Annotated in this window: 20 protein-coding genes; 6 read left to right on the top strand and 14 right to left on the bottom strand. The window is 70.7% G+C overall.

Going from position 1 to position 21498, the window contains the following annotated elements; genetic code table 11:
- Window positions 1-9: 9 nt before the first annotated feature.
- From ACIG5F_RS22290 to ACIG5F_RS22275, 4 genes are all read right to left on the bottom strand, one after another.
- Window positions 10-261 carry a hypothetical protein gene (locus ACIG5F_RS22290; RefSeq protein WP_396520283.1) on the bottom strand — a complete coding sequence of 84 codons (252 nt, stop codon included), beginning with the start codon at window positions 259-261 and terminating at the stop codon, window positions 10-12.
- A gap of 3 nt (window positions 262-264) precedes the next feature.
- Window positions 265-507 carry a hypothetical protein gene (locus tag ACIG5F_RS22285; protein WP_211763970.1) on the bottom strand — a complete coding sequence of 81 codons (243 nt, stop codon included), beginning with the start codon at window positions 505-507 and terminating at the stop codon, window positions 265-267.
- Between the two features lie 186 nt (window positions 508-693).
- A complete protein-coding gene (locus tag ACIG5F_RS22280; RefSeq protein ID WP_396520281.1) occupies window positions 694-1524 on the bottom strand; it encodes a hypothetical protein in 831 nt (276 codons plus the stop codon).
- A gap of 182 nt (window positions 1525-1706) precedes the next feature.
- On the bottom strand, window positions 1707-2453 hold the full coding sequence (locus ACIG5F_RS22275; RefSeq protein WP_396520279.1) for a DUF2382 domain-containing protein: 747 nt from the start codon (window positions 2451-2453) through the stop codon (window positions 1707-1709).
- Between the two features lie 295 nt (window positions 2454-2748).
- Here ACIG5F_RS22275 and ACIG5F_RS22270 point away from each other — a divergent pair, with 295 nt between their 5' ends.
- On the top strand, window positions 2749-4029 hold the full coding sequence (locus tag ACIG5F_RS22270) for a VanZ family protein (protein ID WP_396520277.1): 1281 nt from the start codon (window positions 2749-2751) through the stop codon (window positions 4027-4029).
- Here the strand turns inward: ACIG5F_RS22270 and ACIG5F_RS22265 are convergent.
- From ACIG5F_RS22265 to ACIG5F_RS22245, 5 genes are all read right to left on the bottom strand, one after another.
- Complete coding sequence (locus ACIG5F_RS22265; RefSeq protein ID WP_396520275.1) at window positions 4019-4828, bottom strand: alpha/beta fold hydrolase; 810 nt, start codon at window positions 4826-4828, stop codon at window positions 4019-4021. The two genes, ACIG5F_RS22270 and ACIG5F_RS22265, sit on opposite strands and share 11 nt — an antisense overlap.
- A gap of 19 nt (window positions 4829-4847) precedes the next feature.
- Window positions 4848-5339, bottom strand: a complete 492-nt coding sequence (locus tag ACIG5F_RS22260; protein WP_396520273.1) for a DUF4232 domain-containing protein — start codon at window positions 5337-5339, stop codon at window positions 4848-4850.
- A 70-nt stretch (window positions 5340-5409) separates the two neighbouring features.
- Window positions 5410-6468: a gamma-glutamylcyclotransferase gene (locus ACIG5F_RS22255; RefSeq protein WP_396520271.1), complete on the bottom strand. Its 1059-nt coding sequence runs from the start codon at window positions 6466-6468 to the stop codon at window positions 5410-5412.
- A gap of 10 nt (window positions 6469-6478) precedes the next feature.
- The gene (locus ACIG5F_RS22250; protein WP_396520269.1) at window positions 6479-7567 is read right to left on the bottom strand and encodes an S-(hydroxymethyl)mycothiol dehydrogenase; all 1089 of its coding nucleotides are present in this window, start codon (window positions 7565-7567) and stop codon (window positions 6479-6481) included.
- 476 nt (window positions 7568-8043) lie between these two features.
- The gene (locus tag ACIG5F_RS22245) at window positions 8044-8658 is read right to left on the bottom strand and encodes a LuxR C-terminal-related transcriptional regulator (protein ID WP_396520267.1); all 615 of its coding nucleotides are present in this window, start codon (window positions 8656-8658) and stop codon (window positions 8044-8046) included.
- 107 nt (window positions 8659-8765) lie between these two features.
- Here ACIG5F_RS22245 and ACIG5F_RS22240 point away from each other — a divergent pair, with 107 nt between their 5' ends.
- From ACIG5F_RS22240 to ACIG5F_RS22230, 3 genes are all read left to right on the top strand, one after another.
- Entirely contained in the window at window positions 8766-11918 is a 3153-nt protein-coding gene (locus tag ACIG5F_RS22240) for a bifunctional cytochrome P450/NADPH--P450 reductase (RefSeq protein WP_396520266.1), read from the top strand.
- A 165-nt stretch (window positions 11919-12083) separates the two neighbouring features.
- Entirely contained in the window at window positions 12084-12950 is an 867-nt protein-coding gene (locus ACIG5F_RS22235) for a 4Fe-4S domain-containing protein (RefSeq protein WP_396520264.1), read from the top strand.
- 16 nt (window positions 12951-12966) lie between these two features.
- Window positions 12967-13743, top strand: coding sequence for a class I SAM-dependent methyltransferase (locus tag ACIG5F_RS22230; protein ID WP_396520262.1), 777 nt, complete (start codon window positions 12967-12969; stop codon window positions 13741-13743).
- Here ACIG5F_RS22230 and ACIG5F_RS22225 read toward each other — a convergent pair.
- The 3 genes from ACIG5F_RS22225 to ACIG5F_RS22215 all read right to left on the bottom strand — a co-directional run bounded on the left by ACIG5F_RS22225 (window position 13715) and on the right by ACIG5F_RS22215 (window position 17191).
- A complete protein-coding gene (locus tag ACIG5F_RS22225) occupies window positions 13715-14989 on the bottom strand; it encodes a C39 family peptidase (RefSeq protein WP_396520261.1) in 1275 nt (424 codons plus the stop codon). The genes ACIG5F_RS22230 and ACIG5F_RS22225 overlap by 29 nt on opposite strands.
- Window positions 14986-16434: a glycoside hydrolase family 10 protein gene (locus ACIG5F_RS22220; RefSeq protein WP_396520259.1), complete on the bottom strand. Its 1449-nt coding sequence runs from the start codon at window positions 16432-16434 to the stop codon at window positions 14986-14988. The genes ACIG5F_RS22225 and ACIG5F_RS22220 overlap by 4 nt, the downstream gene beginning before the upstream one ends.
- Window positions 16435-16549: 115 nt before the next feature.
- Window positions 16550-17191 carry a phosphatase PAP2 family protein gene (locus tag ACIG5F_RS22215; protein WP_396520257.1) on the bottom strand — a complete coding sequence of 214 codons (642 nt, stop codon included), beginning with the start codon at window positions 17189-17191 and terminating at the stop codon, window positions 16550-16552.
- A gap of 35 nt (window positions 17192-17226) precedes the next feature.
- Between ACIG5F_RS22215 and ACIG5F_RS22210 the strand changes: the two genes are divergently transcribed.
- A complete protein-coding gene (locus ACIG5F_RS22210; protein ID WP_396520255.1) occupies window positions 17227-17985 on the top strand; it encodes a thioesterase II family protein in 759 nt (252 codons plus the stop codon).
- A gap of 140 nt (window positions 17986-18125) precedes the next feature.
- Here the strand turns inward: ACIG5F_RS22210 and ACIG5F_RS22205 are convergent, their stop codons facing one another.
- Both ACIG5F_RS22205 and ACIG5F_RS22200 read right to left on the bottom strand, forming a co-directional pair.
- Window positions 18126-18485 (bottom strand): helix-turn-helix transcriptional regulator, encoded by a 360-nt coding sequence (locus ACIG5F_RS22205; protein ID WP_211763955.1) that lies wholly within the window; start codon window positions 18483-18485, stop codon window positions 18126-18128.
- Window positions 18486-18540: 55 nt separating this feature from the next.
- Window positions 18541-19176, bottom strand: a complete 636-nt coding sequence (locus ACIG5F_RS22200; RefSeq protein WP_396520252.1) for a TetR/AcrR family transcriptional regulator — start codon at window positions 19174-19176, stop codon at window positions 18541-18543.
- An 829-nt stretch (window positions 19177-20005) separates the two neighbouring features.
- Between ACIG5F_RS22200 and ACIG5F_RS22195 the strand changes: the two genes are divergently transcribed.
- Window positions 20006-21421, top strand: a complete 1416-nt coding sequence (locus ACIG5F_RS22195; RefSeq protein ID WP_396520250.1) for a family 2B encapsulin nanocompartment shell protein — start codon at window positions 20006-20008, stop codon at window positions 21419-21421.
- Window positions 21422-21498: the final 77 nt, after the last annotated feature.

Below are 21498 nucleotides of genomic sequence, written 5' to 3'. Positions count from 1 at the left end.
ACGGTCAGTTCACAGGCGGCTGGAGAACCGTTCCACGGCTTCCATGACGCCCAGCAGCAGCGTCAGCTGCTCACCTGCATGGTCGCACGCCTTGGTCAGTTCCGGGGGCACAAGTGAACGGGGGTGCATCCGGCTGGCCTCGGTGAGGATCGCGTGGGCCTCGGCCAGCCGTTCGCAGGCCTCGGTCAGCTGCTGGTGCGCCGTCCGGAGATGCTCGCCGACCAGCGCGATGCGGGCCTGCACCTGTTCGACTGAGGCCACCGGTCACAACCGGCCGGCGTAGGACTCCGCGTTGCTCATCGCGGCCATCACCGCGTCGCGGGCCTCGCCGATCTTCTGCAGCGCGTGGGTGAACATGTTGTTCACGTCGCTGGCCTCGGACTGGTTGCTGCCCTGCGCGGCCTCCTGGAAGGCCTGCTGGGCCTGTCCGATCTGGGTCTCCGCTTCCTGCAACGCCTGGGCACCGCGTTCGGCCTGCTCCTTGGCCAGACCGATCTGGCCCCTCACCTGCTCGACGCTAGCCATCGCTGATCCGGTCCCTCCCAGTAACGTGACTGCCCGACCGTGCAGTCCCACGCTCCCGAACTTAGTACTGTCACACGACCATCACACAACCAGGATGGGCTGATCGAGCGAAGTTGGGGCGCATTAGTGTGCACGGTCGGACCTGCTGTGTCGCTCCACTGTAGACGATCAACTTCCCGGCTCACGCCACACCGGCGGCTCGTCCTCGGTCGGCCAGGCCACCTCGGTCTCCACCCGGTCCGCGACCAGCTCCAACGACGTGATGCCGGAGGTCGGCCGGAGCAGGTCCAGCCAACGCTGGGTGACCGTGCCGTCGGCGGCCAGCTCCATCGGCGACCACTCGGGCCGGCCCAGCGCCTCGGCCGCGTCGGTCACCGCCTGTTGCGGCGGCTGCGGCCATCTCCCCAGATCGAGATGCACCGAGACGCCGTCGCCACCCTGCGTGACCTCGGTGATGGCCGCCGCCTCGGTGACGCGGCTGGCCAGCGCCCGGGCCTGCCACTGCGCGCCGGCCGGATGCTGCACCGCCACGTCCACCCGCAGGCGTAGCCGGGTCGTGTGCTCGGCCGGGGCCGGCGCCGGGGCCGTCGGCTCCTGGTAGCTCATCGGCTGGAACGGCGCCTGCTCGGACCAGGCCTCCACCAGCAGCCGCTCCGCGCCCGCCACCAGCTTCCCGATCAGCTCCGGGTCGTCCAGCACCGTCCAGGCCGTCGGCGGCTCGCAGCAGACCCGCGGCAGCGGCGAGTCCGGGGCCAGCTCCCGCACGAAGGTCCGCACCGACCGGGCCAGCGCCGCCGCGTCGTTGTGCACCTGCACCGCCGGCAGGTCCTTGCCGATCGTCACCGACCAGCAGCCGGGTTCCTCGTCCGAGCAGTCCGCGGCCTCAACGACCCGGCCGCCGATCCGGTCCACGAGGTCGCGGCAGGCGTCATGGGCCTGTCGCTCGTCTTCGGCGCTGACCACCACGGAGATCAGCAGCCTGAGGTCCTGCTCCACCATCGCCGCCGATTGTCCCCCAGGGCAGGCGGCGTGTCGCAGGGCGGGTGGGGTGTGCGGAGGGTGGCGGCGGCCGGCGGTGCAGTCGCGGCACGTGAGTGGCTTGGATGGCCGTGAAGCGCAAATGAGCCACTCACGTGGGGTGGCGCCGGCCCGGCTGAGGGGCGGACCGGCGCCGGACCTGGTTACTTCCTGTGCTCGGCGGAGTCGTCGACGTCGATGCGCTCCTTGCGCACCTTGCCGCTGACGGTGCGCTGCTCGGTGACGGTCTCGGTGCGCAGCCGCACCTTCTCCACCGGCACGGCCTCGGTCTCCACGACCGGGCGCTCGGCGTGCAGCACGACCTCCTGGTCGTCCTCGCCGATCCGGGCCTGCTCGCCGCCGGTGACGGGCTCGCGTTCGACCCGGACCTCCTCGTGCCGCACGGGCACGGTGACCTGCTGCTCCTCGGTGACGACGTACTTGTGCAGCCGCACCCGGCCGGACTCGGTCTGCTCGGTGCCCACGCGCAGCTGCTCCTCGGAGCGGACCATGGTGTGGTCGGCGCTGTCCCGGTCGCGGTCGGGCGCGCCACGGCCGACCGAGCCGGGCTGGGTGCGGCCGCGCTGGCCGGGCATGGCGGTGGTCATGCCGTAGTGCTCGTAGAGCCGCCGGCCTTCGTCGTCGGACAGGTGCCCGCCGGCGTCCATCCGCGGCGCGTCCTTGACGGCTTCCTTGGTGGCGGTCACGCGCACGCCGTCGGAGCCCAGCCGTGCGCCCTGCAAGGGCACGAAGCTCTCCTTCTGGCCGAACAGTCCGGTCCGCACGGTCACCCACTGCGGCTGCCGGTTGTCGTCGCCGACGTAGACGTTGCCGACCTTGCCCACCCGCTCGCCGTCGCGGTCGAGCACCTCGGCGCCGATGAGGTCGCGGGGGTTGGCGATGCTGGTCATGAGGGGATCCCCTTTCTCCGATTGTCCGCTCGGGGCAAGGGATTTCCGCGACGGGACGGCGGAAACACGAGGGTCACCCACATGTGTGGCGCGGGTCGTCGCGCGATCAAGGAAACGGTGTCGCTGTGTGCCCGGCGGGTCGTGCGGGCCGGTGGTTTCGCGGGCAGTTGTTCGGGTACCGACGGTCCCTCGGGCGGTGTTGATCGGGCTCCGGGCGCTACCGTCACTCGGACGGGTCAATTTGAGGACCGCACGGCTTCCGCGGCCAGTATTCACCCTGTGTATAGTGTGACTGGTGGTGAACGCGTACCTGCTGCCGATCCGCACCGCGGCACTGCTGTTTCCGCTGCTGGCGATGCTGCTGTTCGTGCCGACGGCGATCGTGCTGTATCGGCGGCACGGGGTGCTGACCGGCTGGCGGGGCCTGTCGTTCGCGACCTTCCTGTACTACTGCCTGGCGGCGTTCTGCCTGGTGATCGTGCCGCTGCCGAGCCGGCAGGTCGACGTCTGCGTGCGGTACGCCGCCTTCGGCCACCCGCAGCTGGCGCCGGGCAACACGTTCTCGGACATCTGGCAGGAAGCCAAGGGCAGCGTCAGCCTGAACGCGTTGGTGCTGCACAACTCCGCGGTCCTGGAGACTGGCTTCAACCTGCTTCTGCTGCTGCCGCTGGGCATGTACCTGCGCTACCACTTCCGCCGCGGCTTCTGGACGACGGCGGCTATCGGGCTGGGCGTGGCCTGCTTCTTCGAGTTCACGCAGCTGACCGGCCTGTGGGGCATCTACCCGTGCCCGTACCGGCTGTTCGACGTGGACGACATCATCGTCAACTCCCTGGGCTGCGCCGCCGGCTGGGCGGTGGCCGGGCCGATCACCCGCTGGCTGCCCACTCTGGACAGCATCGACGTGCGAGCGCTGGCCCGGGTGCCGGTGCCGTTCGGCCGCCGGCTGCTGGCGTTGCTGCTGGACGCGATGGGCTTCTCGTTCTGCCTGCCGTTCGCGGCCGGCCTCTGGCACCTGCTCGGCGGCACCACGCTGAGCAGCGCGTTTCTGGTGGGGCTGCTGGTTTTTCTGGTCTGGTTCGTGCTCGCGCCGTGGGCCACCGGGGCGACGGTCGGCAAGCACATCCTGCGGCTTCGGTTGGTGGACAAGGACGACAGGCGGCCGGCGCCGTGGCGGCTGTTGCTACGCGAAGCGCTGCTGGCGATCGCCTTCGTGCCGGTGACCTTCGTGGCCATGCTGGCGGTGATCGTGGTGGCGGTGTCGGCCGAACGGCTCGTGGCGGCCATGCAGGACCTGCGGCTGGAGACGCTGGTCGGCATCGTCGAGGACCGGCCGGGCGAGGTGGCGTTCGCGGCGTTCGCGGTGCTGATCAGCGTGGCGATCCCGCTCGGTTTCCTGCTGTTCGCCCGGCTGCACAACCGGCACCTCGGCCTGCACGAGCTGGCCTCGGGCGTGCGCAACGTGGCGCTGCCCCCGACCAGGGCGGCGACGCCGTCGGCCCCGGCCGAACCCGACCGCGCCGAGCTTGCCGGCGCGGTCGCGGTGTCGTCGAATCCGAGCGACGCTAGCCCTTGACCACCCTGGCCGTGAAGGCGGCCACGTCGGCCAGCACCTCGTCCTTGTTGATCTCGTTGAACAGCTCGTGCCGGGCGCCGAGGTAGGTGCGCTCCTCGAAGCCGAGCCCGCGCACCCGGTCGGTGCCGGCCCGGGTGTCGGCCTGGTCCACCAGTTCGTCGGCGTCGCCGTGCAGCCACAGCACCGGCAGCTCGTCGCCGAGCGGGTGGTCGAAACTGATGGTCTGCAACAGCTCGTCCAGCGCCACCAGCGTCGGCCGCTTGAACGGGCCGTGCCAGACCAGCGGGTCGGCCGCGTAGGCCGCGCCGACCGAGACGTCCCGCGACAGCGCCGCCGGGTCGATCGGGGTGTCCGGAATGTCCTCGTACTCCAACAGATCCAGCGGCGGCCAGGTGCCGAGGACGGGGGCCGACAGCACCATGGCGGTCAGGTTGTCGAGGTGGCGCTGGGCGTAGCGGACGGCGATCGCGCCGCCGACCGCGTGCCCGATGAGCACCACCGGCAGGTCGGGATGCCCGTCCAGGGCCGCGCCCAGCACGGTGTCCACATCGGACACCACGTCCTCGAAGTCGCCGACCAGGGCCCGCTCGCCGGCCGAGCGGCCGTGCCCCACCAGGTCGGCGCCGACCACCATGGCCCCCATGGCGACCAGCGCGTCGGCCACGTGCTGGTAGCGGCCCAGGTGCTCGCCGTGCCCGTGCACGAGGACGGCGAGCCAGCGGGCGTCCGGATTGGGCCAGGTGCGGGCGGCCAGCTCGCCCCCGTGACCGGACAGGGTCCATTCGATCGGTGGGATCACCGGTCCACTTCAGCACATCTCACAGCTTGTAGTAAGCGCTGGCGTCCATCCGGCCGTGCTGGCAGACGGGCCCGTCGGTCCAGGCCACGGTCAGCGGCTGGGTCTCGTCCGGCGGGATGGAGATCGCGGTGGCGGCGATCGGCTCGCACTGCGCGCCGGGCTCGTCGTCGGCCGGGATGGCCGTCCAGTGCAGGGTCATGGCGGCCCGCTGGTTGGGGGCCAGGGTGACCAGGCTCGAGCCGGGGTTGGCCGTCCACGAGAGTTGGGTCGGCGCGCCGACCAGGGCGAATCCGCCGTGGCCGTAGAGCGTGCACGTGGTGTGGCTGATGTTGGTGACGACGAACTGGATGTAGCGCTGGCCCGCGCCGGCATCGGGATTGGCCAGTGTGGCGGCTAACGTGGTGTTGTCGCAGCGGCCGCCGGTGGCCGGCTGCGCGGACGCGATCGGCGCGAGCGCCGTCGCCGCCGCGGCGAGGACCCCTGTGGCGACCAGAGCGCGGTTGATGAACATGGTTGGACCACCTCCACCACCCAGACGCCCGCCGAACAACCCCGGTTGCCTTGGTTGATCTTGCAAATGGTCAGGCCGAGGCCCGCCACCCGGCCGGCAGCACCGGCATGCCCTTGGTCGGCTCGGTCCACACGTAGGTCCAGCACACCTGGCCGTCGGCCAGCACGATGCGAATCCGCCGGTAGTCCGGCCCCTCATACTTGTCCAAAGTGGACAGAGTGCGGCCGGGGGAGCGGATCGGCAGCACCCAGCCGGGAATCGTGCCCTCGCCGTCCAGTCGCAGGGCCGGATAGCCCATTCCGGTGTCGTAGAGCGTGCCCCGGATCGCCGTGCGCCGCGGCCGGCCGGTCACCATCGGCTCCAGCAGATGCCAGGCCTCGTGGCCGGGTTGCAGCGTGCCGTAGACGAAAACCCGCTTGGGCCACGAATCGGGATTCGGCTCACCGTCCACAGTGGACGCCTTGAGGCCGTCGCTGCCGGCCCGCTTGCCGACCAGCCCCTGGGCGGCCGCCTGGTCCATGTCGGCGCAGCGCACCGGCTTGCCGCGGACCAGGATGGGCTGGCGCACCCGGTCCTCGGCCACGTAGGCCAGCACCCGGTCCACCACCGCGCCGTCGTCCAGCACCACCTTGCCGCTGCGCACCTTGGCCAGCCGGTAGCGCCGGCCGCGCCCCTCGCAGGCGTCCAGCACCCGCACCTGCTCGCGGTCGGCCATCCAGACCGCGTGCCGCTCGACCACGTCCTTGGCCGCCATCAGCGTGGCCGGCCGCTGGTCGTCCACCATGCGCAGGCCGGCCGCCCAGACCGCGGCCAGGCCCTCGCAGCGGGCCCGCAACACCACGACCGGGCCGGCCAGGCCGAGCGACTCCCGCAGCCAGGTGATCTTGGACGGGCAGGCGTTGGAGCCGTAGGCCAGCACCGGCACCCGCTTGCTCATCGGCGCCGCGTCGTGCTCGGCCAGCCACTCGTCCAGGTCCTGCCCGGTGTGGTCGACGCGCCAGCCGGCCGGGCTGTGCCGGTCCGGTCTCAGCGGCGCGCCGACCCCGTCCAGGTGCGCGAAGGACACGTCCGGCCGGGCGCCCGGGTAGGGCGCTGCGGGAAACTCCTCGTCGCCGAACGGTGCTCGCACGTTTCCAGTATTAGTCGAACACGACCACGCTGCGCAGCACCTCGCCTCGCCCCATGCGCTCGAACGACCGCTCTACGTCGCCGAGGCCGATCCGCTCTGTGACGAACTTCTCCAACGGCAGCCGGCCCTGCAAGTGGAGGTCGACCAGTGTGGGGAAGTCACGGGAGGGCAGGCAGTCGCCGTACCAGGAGGACTTCAGCGCGCCGCCGCGGGAGAAGAAGTCGACCAGCGGCATGTCCAGCGCCATGTCCGGGGTGGGCACGCCGACCAGCACCACGGTGCCGGCCAGGTCGCGGCCGTAGAAGGCCTGCTTCCAGGTCTCCGGCCGGCCGACCGCGTCGATCACCACGTCCGCGCCGAAGCCGCCGGTCAGGCCCTGGATGGCCGCGACCACGTCGCCCTCGCGGGCGTTGACCGTGTCGGTGGCCCCGAAGTCCTTGGCCCAGTCTAGTTTCCGCTGGTCCACGTCCACCGCGATGATCTTCGACGCCCCGGCCAGCCGGGCCCCGGCCACCGCCGCGTTGCCCACGCCGCCGCAGCCGATCACCGCCACCGTGTCACCGCGGCCCACGCCGCCGGTGTTGATCGCCGCGCCCAGGCCGGCCATCACGCCGCAGCCCAGCAGGCCGGCCACGTCCGGGCTGACCCGTGGGTCGACCTTCGTGCACTGGCCGGCGTGCACCAGCGTCTTCTCCACGAACGCCCCGATGCCCAGCGCGTTGCTCAGCGGCGTGCCGTCGGCCAGCGTCATCGGCTGGCTCGCGTTGAAGGTGTTGAAGCAGTACCAGGGCCGGCCCCGGCGGCAGGCCCGGCAGTCGCCGCACACCGCGCGCCAGTTCAGGATCACGAAGTCGCCCGGCTCGACGCTGGTCACGCCCTCGCCGACCACCTCGACCACGCCCGAGGCCTCATGGCCCAGCAGGAACGGGAAGTCGTCGTTGATGCCGCCCTCGCGGTAGTGCAGGTCGGTGTGGCAGACCCCGCACGCCTGCACCTTCACCACGACCTCGCCCGGCCCCGGATCCGGCACGGTGATCCGCTGGACGCTGACCGGCGCGCCCTTCCCGGACGCCACCACCCCGTCGACCTCGTACGGCATACGGCTACCCCTTCCGGCTTCGTCGCCTTGATCGGCAGCCTGGCACTTCCATGCACGTGTCGCGACCCCCGCACGGGTTTTTGCCACATGCGCTTCCTACTTGGCGCCTGGACCCACATGGGAAGCGCATGTGGCGGAAACCGCAGCGGGTTCCCCACATGCGCTTCCCATGTGGCATCTGGGCGCAAATGGGAAGCGCATGTGGGGAAAACGGCGGGTGGGGTGTCACCGGAACGGGTGACGGTGCTGCGGCGGGCCGGGGTTACGTGAGTGGCTCAGGTGGCGCTGGAAGGCACATGAGCCACTCACGTGGCGGCGAACCGGCGGCGGCGCGGGCAGGGAGTGGCTGTTCAGGGGGCATGGGAAAGCCGGCCAGGGTCGCGCACGATGCGCGTCGGCACGCTCCTGACCGGCTAGTCCGAAAAGCGTAGTGGGCTGGGTTGTCCGCCGGTACCGGCGTTCCGGTGACATCGAGGTCAGCGCGGCGGCCACGAGGCCGGATCGAGCAGGCCGAGCGAGTAGGCGCGGGCCACCAGAGCGGTCCGGTTGGGCACGCCGAAGCGGTCCGAGAGCCGGGTGAGGTGGTAGTTCACGCCGTCGCCGGTGATGCCCAGTTCGGCCGCGACGGCCGAGGAGGTGGCGCCGCCGGCGATCAGGCGCAGGATCTCCGACTCCCGGTCGGACAGCTGCACGTCGGCCGGCACCGGCGTGATCCGCAACGTGATCAGCAACCCGGAGCCGCCGTCGTCGGACACGGCCTGCACGGTGAGCTCGCCGGCCCCGCCCCGGAACTGCACGGCGATCACCAGCCGGGCCCGCCCGCCGTGCTCCAGCCCGGCGACCAGCCGCTCGAAGTCCCGGCGGACCTTGGGCTGGAAGTACTCCAGCACGTGCCGCTCGCGCAGCTGGGACGGCCGGGCGTCCAGGACCTCGGCCAGCGCCGGATTGGCCACGATGATCGTGCCGTCCAGCTGGCAGATCGCGGTCGGCACCGGGGTGCGGTCCAGCAGCGCCAGGAAGCGGTTGCGCCACATGCCGGCCCGCCGCTGCTCCGCCCGCAGCTCGCCCAGACCGTGGCCCGCTTCACTCACCGGGCAAAACTACAGGTTCTTGTAGTCCTTCTCGTAGCGCGCACCCGCCGTCGCTGCCACGCTGATATGGAGCGATCAAGACTTCACCGACCTGGGGAACCACCACCATGACTACCTCGATGGACACCACGGGCCTCCCGCACCCGGCCAACCGGATCCCAGTGGTCGGCGATGTGATCGGGACCTCGCCCAACACCCCGATCCAGGACGCCATGCGGCAGTGCCGGGAACTGGGGCCGATCTTCACCCGCAGCTTCTTCGGCAACGACGTCGTGTTCGTGGCCGGCGCCGACATGGTCGCCGAGGTGGCCGACGAGGACCGCTTCGCCAAGCACGTCGCGCCCTCGCTGGCCCGCATCCGCGCCATCGCCGGCGACGGCCTGTTCACCGCGTTCAACGACGAGCCGAACTGGCAGAAGGCCCACGACATCCTGCTGCCGGCGTTCTCGTTGCAGTCGATGCGCGGCTACCACCCGGCGATGCTGGAGGTGGCCAACCGGCTGATCGCCTCCTGGGACGAGCACCTGGCCGGCGGCAAGCCGGTCGAGGTCGTGGACGACATGACCCGGCTGACCCTGGACACCATCGGCCTGACCGGCTTCGCCTTCGACTTCGAGTCCTTCCGGCGCCCCGACCCGCACCCGTTCGTGCAGGCCCTGGTCCGCGGCCTGGCCCATGCCCAGGCCAAGGCCCGCGAACTGCCGTGGATCGGCCCGATCCTGAACAAGGGGGCCGACGAGCAGTTCGCCAAGGACGCCGAGTTCCTGGCCGGCGTGGTCGACTACGTGATCAAGGAGCGCAAGCAGTCCGGCGACACCTCGACCGACGACCTGCTGGGCCTGATGCTCAACGCGCCGCACCCGACGCAGGGCACGGTGCTGGACGACACCAACATCCGCAACCAGGTGATCACCTTCCTGATCGCCGGCCACGAGACCACCTCCGGCGCGCTCTCCTTCGCGCTGCACTACCTGGTCAAGAACCCGGCCGTGCTGGCCAAGGCCCAGGCCGAGGTGGACGCGCTGTGGGGCGACCAGGACAGCCCGCAGCCCAGCTACGAGGAGGTCGGCAAGCTGCGCTACGTCCGCCAGGTGCTCAACGAGGCGCTGCGGATGTGGCCGACGGCGGCCGCGTTCTCCCGTGAGGCGATCGTCGACACCACCATCGGCGGGCACCCGATCAAGAAGGGCCAGTGGGTCGTCGTGCTGGCCCCGATGCTGCACCGCGACAAGGTGTGGGGCGACAATGTGGAGGCGTTCGACCCGGGCCGCTTCGACCCGGAGCGGGAGAAGGCCCGCCCGGTGCACGCGTTCAAGCCGTTCGGCACGGGCGAGCGGGCCTGCATCGGCCGGCAGTTCGCGCTGCACGAGGCCACGCTGCTGCTGGGCATGATCATCCACCGGTACCGCCTGCTGGACAGCTTCGACTACCAGTTGAAGATCAAGGAGACGCTGACCCTCAAGCCGACCGGCTTCCGGCTCGAACTGGCCCGCCGCACCGAGCGGATCCAGCCGGCGCGGGGCGCCGCGGTCAAGCAGACCGGCCACGCCGCCGGCCGGGCCAAGCAGGGCACCACACTGACCGTGCTGCACGGCTCCAACCTCGGCACCTGCCGGGCGATGGCCCGCCAGCTGGCCGACGAGGGCGAGGACCGCGGCTTCACCGCCGTCGCCGCGCCGCTGGACGAGTTCACCGGCAAGCTGCCCACCGACGGCCCGGTCGTGGTGGTCGCCGCCTCCTACAACGGCAAGCCGACCGACGACGCCGCGCAGTTCGTGGCCTGGCTCAACGACACCTCGGACGACCTGTCGGCCGTCTCGTACGCCGTGCTCGGCGTCGGCGACCGCAACTGGGCCGCCACCTACCAGCACATCCCGACCCGCCTGGACGCCCGCTTCGCCGAGCTGGGCGCGACCCGGCTGGTGGAGCGCTGCGAGGCCGACGCCTCCGGCGACCTGACCGGCGACATCGAGGCGTGGAGCGACCGGCTGTGGGGCGAGCTCCTGACCAAGTACGGGGACCCGGACGCCGCGCCGGCCGCCGAGACCGCCGGCGACGACCGTCTCTACGACGTGCGCGTGATCACCGGCCCGGTGACCGCCGCGCTGGACGCCCGCTACGAGGTCGGCCCGATGACGGTGCTGGCCAACGAGGAGCTGGTGGACGTCGAGAGCCCGATGGGCCGGTCCAAGCGGCACCTGCGGATCCAGCTGCCCGAGGGCGTGACCTATCGGACCGGCGACCACCTCACCGTGGTGCCGGACAACCCCGAGGACCTGGTGGCCCGCGTCGCCGCCCGGTTCGGCCTGGACCTGGACCTGGTCGTGGCCGTCAACCCGCGGCAGAAGACCCGGCGGGCCATCCCCGTCGACCGGCCGGTCACGATCCGCCAGCTGCTCACCCACTTCGTGGAGTTGCAGAACCCGGCCACCCCGGCCCAGATCAAGGTGCTGGCCGAGTGCAACCCGTGCCCGCCGGAGAAGGCGGCGCTGGAGGGCCTGACCGAGACCGACCTGAGCCTGCTGGAGCTGCTGGAGCAGAACCCGGCCTGCCAGCTGGCGCCGGAGATGTTCCTGGAGATGCTCTCGCCGATCCAGGCCCGGCACTACTCGATCTCGTCCTCCGCGCTGGCCAAGCCGGGCGAGGTGGAGCTGATCGTCGGCGTGGTCTCCGGCCCGTCGCGGACCGGGGACGGGGAGTTCCACGGGGTTTCCTCGTACTACCTGTCCCGGCTGGCCGCCGGGGACGAGCTGCGGGCGCGGGTCGACCCGGCCCGCGCGGCCTTCCAGGCCCCGGCCGACACCACCGTGCCGGTGATCTACGTCAGCGCCGGCACCGGCCTGGCCCCGTTCCGCGGGTTCATCGGCGACCGGGCCGCGCAGGCCGCCGCCGGCCAGGAACTCGGCGCCGGGCTGTGCTTCTTCGGCGTGCGCCACCCCGACGTCGACTACCTGCACCGGGCCGAGCTGGAGGCGGCCGAGAAGGCCGGCGTCATCTCCATGCGGCCGGCGTTCTCCCGGGCCGAGGTCGACGGTGTCAAGTACGTGCAGGACCGGATCGCCGCCGACGGCGACGAGGTCTGGGCGGCCATGCAGGCGGGCGGCCGGGTCTACATCTGCGGCGACGGCAAGGGCATGGCCCCGGCCGTGCGGGACGCGTTCAAGTCCATCCACCGGGCCCATGGCACGGGCGACGACCAGGAGTGGCTGGACGGGCTGATCGCCGAGGACCGCTACGTCGAGGACGTCTGGGCCGGCTGAGCCGGATGCGCGAAAAGGCCGGTCCCGAATTCGTCGGGATCGGCCTTTTTGTTGCGCTGCAACGGAAGGATCTTGTAGAGCAGCGTCATCCGGCAAAGTCAACGCTATCTTTTCCCGGGAAAACGCTGGTACTCCTGGCATACCGACTTTCTCCAGGGGGAGACCATGACCGGTTGGCACGTCGACGACCGCTGCACGAACTGCGATGTGGCCCGCCAGTTCGCGCCGGAGCTGATCGCCGAGGTGGGCGGGAAGTCCGAGCTGCTCCGGCAGCCGCAGACCGACGCCGACCTGACGGCCGTGCACGCGGCCGCGTACGCCTGCCCCACCCGCTCCATCCGCAATCCCAGCGACGGCCTCGATCCCGGCCTCGACCCGTTCCCGATGGAGCTGGACGACAACCTGTTCCACTGTGGACACAACTCCCGGCAGACCGCCGCCGCCAACGCCTTCCTGCTGCGGCGGGACACCGGCAACCTGATGATCGACACCCCGCGGTGGAGCCCCGGTCTGGCCGACCGGTACGAGAAGCTGGGCCCGGTCACCGAGGTGCTGCTGACCCACCGCGACCACGTCGCCCACGGCCGGCAGTACGCCGACCGGTACGGGGCCCGGCTGTGGATCCACGAGGGCGACCTGGACTCCTGTCCCGAGGCCGACGTGGTCATCCGCGGCCTCGACCCGGTCGAGATCACCCCGGGCGTGATCGCGCATCCGCTGCCCGGCCACACCGAGGGCAGCGTCATCTTCGTGGCCGACGACAAGTACTGCTTCACCGGCGACTCGTTCTACTGGTCCCGCACCTCCGGCGACCTCGAAGTGGCCGAACACGTGACCTGGTACGACATCCGCGTGCTGGCCGAGTCCCTGGCCCGCACCGCGCCCCTGATCCGCTTCGAGTGGGTGCTGGCCGGCCACGGCGACCGCATGCGCCGTCCCGCCGACGAGATGGCCGCGCGGCTGGCCGGCCTGGTCGAACGGGCCGCGACCATGCGGCCCCGGCCGGTGGACTTCGCCGCCCACCGCTGGTGATGGCATTGTCGTGGGCATGGACCGTCACGTCTGGCAGGCGGAGCACTACCGCCGCGCCAACAGCCGCCAGTTCCGCACCGCCGTCGAGGCGCTGGAACTGGCCGGGCTCACCGGCGGCCGGCTGGCCGACATCGGTTGCGGCAGCGGGGAAATCACCCGGGCGATGGCCGAACGCGGCTACACCGTGGCCGCCAGCGACTTCTCCCCGTCGATGGTCGAGGCGACCCGTGAGCACTGCCAGGGATTCCCGGTCACCGTGCAGGTCCAGGATGCCCGGGAACTCCGGCTCGACGGGACGTTCGACATCGTGCACTGCTCGTGGGTGCTGCACTGGCTGGACGACATCGACCACGCCCTCACGGAAATGGCCCGCGCCGTCGCGCCCGGCGGCGCGCTGGTGTTGCAGTGGAGCCGGGGCAATCCCCGCAGCTGCGAGGGCGACGCCGTGACCGTCCTGCACGCAGTGATGAACCGGCCCCGCTGGCGCGACCGGCTCGCCGACACCCCGTTCGCCATGCACCAGCACCCCGCCGACGAGGTCGCCGCCCGCCTGCTCGCCGCCGGCCTGACCCTGGAGCTGCCGCCCACCGAGATCGACGCCCAGTTCGTGGCCGATCCCGTCGCCCTTGGCCGGATCATGGCCTCGGCCGGCCTCGCCGCCCAGGCCGACAAGCTCGGTGACGACGCCGGCGACTTCGTCACCGAGGTCGCCACCGAGATGATCGCCGCGAACACGCTGAATCCCCACAACACCAGGCTGATCGCTAGGGCAGCGGCATCCCGTGCGGGGTGATGATGTAGACGACGCCGCCGGGGCCTGAGCCGGTGCCGCCGCTGGGCAGCGGGCGTTCGGTGCGCTGCCAGACGTTCTCGAACTGGGCCCGCTTGTAGACGTTGCGCACGGACGGGTCGTCGTGGGAGGCGGGGTCGTTGACGATCACGTCGCCGGTCTTGGTGAAGCCGACGACCACCATGATGTGCCCGGAGGTCGAGTAGCCGGCCCCGTCCAGCTCGCTGGCCTGGAAGGACTGCGAGGTGATCACCGGGATGCCCCGCCGGATGTACTTCTCCAGCTCTTGAAGGGAATGCAGCCGGGTGATGTGCGCGTCCAGGCCGTAGCTGGCGGCGTAGGCGGCGTTGAACGGCCAGTTGCCGGCGCCCTGGTAGTCGTAGTCGTAGGTGTTGCGGGCGGCGTGGTCGACGCTGGGATCGGCGTAGCTCGGGTCGACCCAGGAAAGTTGTTGCGCGGTGGGGTGTTTGCCCCAGTACTCGACGACCATCTCGGTGGAGGTGGGGCTGCACCAGGCCTCGCCGCCGCCGTCGTACTCGGGGTACTGGCCGTCGTGGATGTCCTGGGAGTAGCGGGGAACCGGCAGCTCGATGCCCCACGCGCCGCCGCTGGGGCTGGTGGGCACGGCGAACCGGTCGGGGATGGCCGAGGTCATCGCGCCGACCATGCGCAGGTTCGGCGAGACCCTGGTGCCGTGCAGGCGGTACAGCGTGACCCGCAGTTGGTAGGAGGTCAGCGTGACGCCCTCGGCCGCCTCGAAGGTGTCGACGTCGATGGTGCCGGTGGCGTCGGTCTGGTCCGGCACGCTGGTGCGGTGGATGTCCTGGTCGCCGGAGGCCCACCGGCCCATCACGTACCACCCGGTCTGCGCACCGGTGGACGAGGTGCCTCGCATCTCCACCTGGAGGAACGTGCCGGCCGGGGTGGTGGCGTTCCAGGACGCGACCAGCTGCGTGGCCCCGAATCGCTGGCTGTAGCGGGGAGAGGTCCACGTCCCGTAGTCGTAGGCCTTGGTGGTGCCCAGATCCGGCTCGGTGTGCTGCACGGTGCCGGCCGGCCGGCCGATGCTCAGGCCGGCGCCGACGAGCAGGCCGTCGGAGTGTCCACTGTGGAATTCGGCGGCGCTGTTCCACTGGTGGAAGTCCACCGGCGCGGCCGTGGTGGCGGCCTCGGCCGGGGCGGCGATGAGGGCGCCGGCGACGGTGCCCACCATGGCGAGCCTGGTCAACCGGTTGTGCACAGGGCTCATCGGTACTCCTCGGTGCCGCTGGGGCGGCTCTCGTGGTGGGTGCGGTCCAGCGCCGTGACCGCGTAGCGGTGACGGCCCTCGGGCAGGGCGAAACTGGCGCCGCGCACCGTGGTGAGCAGCTGACCGTCCTGGTAGACGGCGTAGGAGGCGCCGAAACCGATCCAGTGCAGGGTGTTGCCGAACAACGGCAGCAGGATCGGCGGGGGCGGGGCGTGCCCGGCGACGGTCGGCCGGACCGGAACGATCGCCGGCCTGGCGTAGACGTCGGTGCGCAGGCGGTCGGCGAAGCCGAGCGGGTTGGCCAGCAAAGTGTTGGTGTTGAAGAGAATGTCCCCGCTCACGCCGGGAGTGGCGCGGTCCAGCGCGATGTGCCGGGGCATCTCATCGGGATCCAGCCACGGGGTCGGGCTCGACGTCCCGATCTTGTACACGGCCTGCCCGACGTACAGCGACACCCCGGTGCCGGCGACCTCGTTCGCCCACCACGGCAGTAGTTTCCCGTAGTCGGCGATCGTGTATCCGACCGGCCAGTACAGCTGCGGCGCGATGTAGTCGACCCAGCGGTTGCGGATCCAGGTCCGGGTGTCGGCGTAGAGGTCGTCGTAGTCGTGCACACCGCCCCGCGTGTCGGAGCCGGTCGGATCGGTGCGGGCGTCCCGCCAGATGCCGAACGGGCTGACCCCGAAGGCGACCCACGGCTTCAGGGCGTGGATCCGCGTCGACAGCTCGCTGATCAGCTTGTTCACGTTGTCCCGCCGCCAGTCGGCGACGGTCGCGAAGCCGCCGCCGTGCTGGGCGTACGTCTGCTGGTCGGGGAACTGTTGGCCGGCAACGGGATACGGGTAGAAGTAGTCGTCGAAGTGCACGCCGTCGATGTCGTAGCGCCGGGTCGTGTCGAGAATGACCTTCTCCACGAAGGCCCGCACGGCCGGAATGCCCGGGTTGTAGTAGAGCTGCCCGCCGTAGGTGACGACCCAGTCCGGATGCAGCCGGGCTGGGTGGTCGGGGGCCAGCTTGGCCACGTCGCTCTGGAGGCTGATCCGGTACGGGTTGAACCAGGCGTGGAACTCCAGATTCCGAAGGTGCGCCTGGGCGACCAGGAACCGCAGCGGGTCGTAGCCGGGATCCTGGCCCTGCACGCCGGTCAGGTACTGCGACCACGGCTCCAGCGAGGACGGGTAGAACGAGTCGGCGGTCGGCCGGATCTGCACGAAAACGGCGTTCACGCCGATCGCCGCGGCCCGGTCGAGCAGGTTCTCGTAGTCCTGCTTCTGCTGCGCCGCCGGCAGTCCCGGTTTCGACGGCCAGTCGATGTTGGCCACGCTGGCGATCCACAGGCCGCGCAGTTCCCGATTCCCGCTATCGGAATGTGAAGTGGCCGCGGCCGCCGGTAGCGCCGTGACCACGACCAGTAGCGCCGCCATCGCAATCGCGAGCCTTCGCACGCCGTCACCTCGCTCGTCCGCCCTGGTCAAGGATTTTCGCGATGGTAGGTGACGGTGTAAATAGCTACCGAAGTGTCACTTCCGGCAAGTCGCGGGAATCCACCGTTCGGCGGGGTCACACCGCAGTCGCGGCTACCATCCGTCGCCGCGTGACCGCGTCCACCGCCAACGCCGTCAGCGCGACCACCCCCACCGAGAGGGCCGCCCCGGCGACGGTGTCGGTGAAATAGTGGAAGTCGTCGACGATCAGCGCCAGCATCACCAGGCCGGACACGGCCAGCAGGAGCACGCCCATTGCCACCCGCAGCGCAAGGGTCAGGCCGGTCGCGCCGAGCAGGATCACTCCCAGCACCGCGCACTCCGAGACCGTGCCCACGGTGTGACCGCTGGGATAGGACAGGAAGAAGTTGTAGCGACGCTGCACGAGCGGCTTCAGCACCACCTCGGTGAGCCCGATCGCCGCCACCGGCCCGATCGCCGCCAGCGCCGCGATGTCCGGCCGGCCGCGCATCAGCGCCCCGGCCACCACGGCCGCCAGCACCGCGACCACCACCGGCAGGTCGGCCACGTGCAGCAGCTGGTACAGCAGCGCCCGATCCCGGCCGAAGATCGTGAACAGCCAGTCGTCGACGGCGTCGTCGAGCCGCCCGGCGCGGCGTTCGCCGTGATAGAGCGCCGCCCCCACGGCCACCACGACAACGGACAGGACAACGAGGCCGACGGCGGAGCGGCGGGCCCGAGGCGGCAGCAGGCGCACCGATCCAGGCTACGGGCCCAGGTACTTTGGTCCCTGTGAGCACGGGATCCAAGATCTTGGTCCGGCCGCTGCCGCGGCCCCAGGCGAGCCGGGTGCTGGTCTGCATCGGCTACAGCGGCGGCGGCACCGCGCCGTTCCGCCGCTGGGTGCGGCAGCTGCCGGAGAGCACTGAGCTGGTGCTGGTCTGCTACCCCGGGCGGGAGGGGCGGTTCACCGAGCCGTACGCCACCGACTGGGAGCAGCTGTGCGAGGAGGTGGTCGACGCCGTCGTCACCGACGTCGCCACCCGGCCGTACCAGCTGTTCGGGCACAGCATGGGCGCGGTGATGGCGTTCGAGATCGCGGCCAGGGCCGAGCGGCGCGGCCGGGGCCCGGCGGCGCTGACCGTGTCGGCCAGCGAGGCCCCGACCGACTGGCCGCGCTCCGACGGGGAGCCGCCGCACATGGGGCAGACCGACGACGAGCTGCTGCACTGGATGAGCACCGTCGGCCAGCTGCCGCCGGAGCTGCTCGCCGAGCCGGAGCTGGTGCAGATGGCCGTCTCGCTGCTGCGGGCCGACCTGGCGGTCAGCCAGACCTACCGGTACCGGCCGGGCACCACGGTCAGCGCGCCGGTGCAGGTCATCTTCGGCACGGAGGACGGCAAGTCCCCGGCGGCCAACGCCCAGGAGTGGACCAAGGTCGCCGCCGGTCCGGTTCGGGTGGAGCAGCTGCCCGGCGGACACTTCTACACGCCGGAGATCTGGGCGACGTTCCCCAGTCGAATCGCTTCGCCTGGTTCCTTCACCGGATGAACATTTCCTAAACCTGCAACTTCGCACAAAAGAACCGGGGCGGGTCGCTGGCTGCGACCCGCCCCGGCGCCTTACGGGGTCCTAGTGGCACGGCGGGGGTTCGCGCCAACTGTCTCCCGATCGGCAGGTTGTGACCCGATCTACCTCCCGGCCGGCGGAACCCCGCCGACGATCAGGTCCGCGTACGGCTGCGTCGGCCTCGACGCGGCGCGCACCAGCTGGCCGTCGGCCTTGGACCGCTCGACCGAGCTGCTGTGCTCCCGATACGCGTTGTACAGCGCGCCACCCGAGTGCAACGCCTTCTCTGCGTGAAAGGCGAAGTCCCGGGACGGCGGCTTGGCCCCACTCTCCACTTTGGACACGTATGAGCGGTCATAGCCCATCCGTCGTGCGAGTGTGGTCCTCGACAGCCCGCGCAGCGTCCGCCAACGCTTGAGTTCTCCAGCGAAGACGTTCGCGGCGGTCTCGGCGTCATCCGCCGGGAATTGGCCAGTCGCCATTGTCACCTCCCCAGATTTGACCGTGGAGGCCCGACAGTACTCCTTGAGCAACTGCTCAGTATACAGTTTCGCGAAGTCCGTCCGATCGTCGTGCGGCGGGGCTAGGGGTTGCCCTTGACCGGTGGTGGACAATGACCGCCGCCGCGGTCTGGAACAGCAGGCCGGCGGCCTCGTCGTCACGGGCCGGGTCGCCGGTGGTGATCCACTCCAGCACCGAGTTGAGCACGAGGTCGGTCACGCCCCGGGCCAGCCACGCCCGCAGCCGCGGGTCCCGCACCGAATCGGCCAGCGTCTCCTCGGCCACCCGCACGGTCTGCCCGACCAGTTGCTGGGCGTACTCGGCGAACTCCGGCTCCCGGACCGCGTGCCGGAACAGCAGGGTGAAGCCGGCCACGTCGCGCCGGGCGGCGGCCAGCAGCGCGCGCAGCCCGGCCTCGGTGTCGTAGCCGAGCTGCGAGCTGTCCACCAGCCGCTGCCAGGTGGTGTCCAGCGCCGCGGTGTAGATGTCCTTCTTGGTGTTGTGGTGCCGGTACAGAATGATCTTGGTGACGCCGGCCTCCGCGGCCACGTCGTCCATCGAGGTGCCCGCGTAGCCGCCGCGGGCGAACGCCCGCGCCGCGGCCGCCACGATGCTCGCGGCCCGTTCCCGGCGCGGCATCAGTCGCCGCCCGGCGCCGCCGGCCTCCCGCATCCACTCGCCCCCGTCCGACGCTGAGGCCCAGACGCTACCGGGTGCGCGTGGATGATCGCGAAGAGCTATCCGTGACGCCGTTTGATCTGACGAAGTGTCAACCCGGCCCGGGCCGATGTCTGGTTTTGTCAGCGGATGCGCCGGAAATGGACGCCGCCGCCCAATCGCGTGACCTCGGGTTTGGTCGGACGGCGGTGGTCGCGATGGTGTAATGGCGGCTATTGGGTGGTGGGATTTCCGAGGCGGCCACGACTTGTGGCCAGTTTTTGCCGCACGATCCGGTGACATTGGGTGAGTGATCCGTCACTTCTGGTTTCGTGACACGTCAACGACCACCTCTGTGCGCGGTGTGACGGCGGGCCGCCCGAACGGCCCAATGTCGGCGTCGACCCGGCGCTTTTTGTCTCTTTAGTGTGACTTGCCAGACGTCCCATGACCCGATCCGAGGTCGTCGCTGTCGCCAGTGCCTGGCAATGGCCGCCAAGGGTTCGCCGGCGAAGAGAACCCGAATGGCGGTGCGGCAATACCCTGCCGTCCTATTGTCAGCCGGCGACCGGGTGGAATCGGTGAGTGGTGCTACCGACGGTGGACCACGGCTAGCCGAGTTGGGTGAACAAAAGACCAAACTTCCGGCGGTGCAATAGTCACCCGCTCGGGCGACTGTACGTCCGCTGAACGGCGGTGCTAGTTTCGCTCGTGTCGGCGTCCATATCGGCCTGCGATTAAATCGCCATTTGTCTCGCGAGCAAAGGCGGGTGGGCGGGCCGAGTGGTCCTCCTATTCTTTCTTTCTATTCCTCTGTGTCGATCTGGTGAGGAGTTGTTCCGCCGTGACGGAGACGTTGGAGCCGGGAGCCGGAGTTGAGCAAGGGCAGTCCCAGCTGAGTCTGGGCACCGCCGCCGCGCGGAACCTGTCCACCACGACCAAGTCCGTCCCGCAGATGCAGGGCATCACCTCGCGCTGGCTGATGCGCGTGCTGCCCTGGGTGCAGGTCAACGGCGGCGTGTACCGGGTCAACCGGCGCCTGAGCTACACCGTCGGCGACGGCCGCATCGAGTTCACCAACACCGGCGCCGACGTCCGGGTGATCCCGGCCGAGCTGGGCGAGCTGCCGCTGCTGCGCGGCTTCGACGAGATGGACGTGCTGGAGGCCATGGCCGGCCGGTTCAGCCAGCACGAGTACTCGGCCGGCGACGTGATCGCCGAGTCCGGCAGCGGTGCCGACCGGGTGTACCTGATCGCACACGGCAAGATCAACAAGGTCGGCGCCGGCAAGTACGGCGACGAGTCGGTGCTGGGCACGCTGGCCGACGGCGAGTACTTCGGCGCGGAGGCGCTGGTCGACCCGGACGCGGCCTGGGACTTCACCGCCAAGGCGGTCACCAGCGCCACCGTGTTGTCGTTGTCCCGCGCCGACTTCCAGGCGCTGTGCGACCAGTCGGCGGCGCTGCGTGAGCAGATCGTGCTGTTCCAGGCCAACGCCGCGCTCGGCCGCGACGACAGCGGCGAGGCCGCGATCAACGTCGCCTCCGGCCACACCGGCGAGCCCGACCTGCCCGGCACGTTCGTCGACTACGACGCCGCGCCGCGGGAGTACGAGCTGTCGGTCGCGCAGACGGTGCTGCGGGTGCACTCCCGCGTTGCCGACCTCTACAACCAGCCGATGAACCAGACCGAGCAGCAGTTGCGCCTGACCATCGAGGCCCTGCGCGAGCGCCAGGAGCACGAGCTGGTCAACAGCCGTGACTTCGGCCTGCTGCACAACGCCGACTTCAGCCAGCGCATCCACACCCGCTCCGGCGCGCCCACCCCGGACGACATGGACGAGCTGCTGGCCACGGTGTGGAAGGCGCCGACGGTCTTCCTGGCCCACCCGCGGGCGATCGCGGCCTTCGGCCAGGAGTGCAACCGCGCCGGCCTCTACCCGGGCAACGTCGACTTCAACGGCCACCAGGTGCCGGCCTGGCGCGGCGTGCCGATCCTGCCCTGCAACAAGATCCCGATCACCGAGCAGCGCACCAGCTCGATCATCCTGATGCGCTGCGGCGACGAGCACACCCAGGGCGTCGTCGGCCTGCACCAGACCGGCCTGCCCGACGAGTACCAGCCGGGCCTGTCGGTGCGCTTCATGAACATCAGCGAGAAGGCGATCATCTCCTACCTGGTCAGCGCCTACTACTCGGCCGCCGTGATGGTGCCGGACGCGCTCGGCATTCTCGAGGACGTCCAGCTCGGCGCCAACTGACGATCCGACCCCGGGCCCGCCCGGCCGCCGGCCCATCCGCCGGCGGCCGGGGCCGGGCCACCAGTGCCCGCACGCCG

This window comes from Kutzneria sp. NPDC052558 (assembly GCF_044547355.1).
Classification (GTDB): domain Bacteria; phylum Actinomycetota; class Actinomycetes; order Mycobacteriales; family Pseudonocardiaceae; genus Kutzneria.
This window is presented reverse-complemented; position numbering and strand designations above follow the sequence as displayed.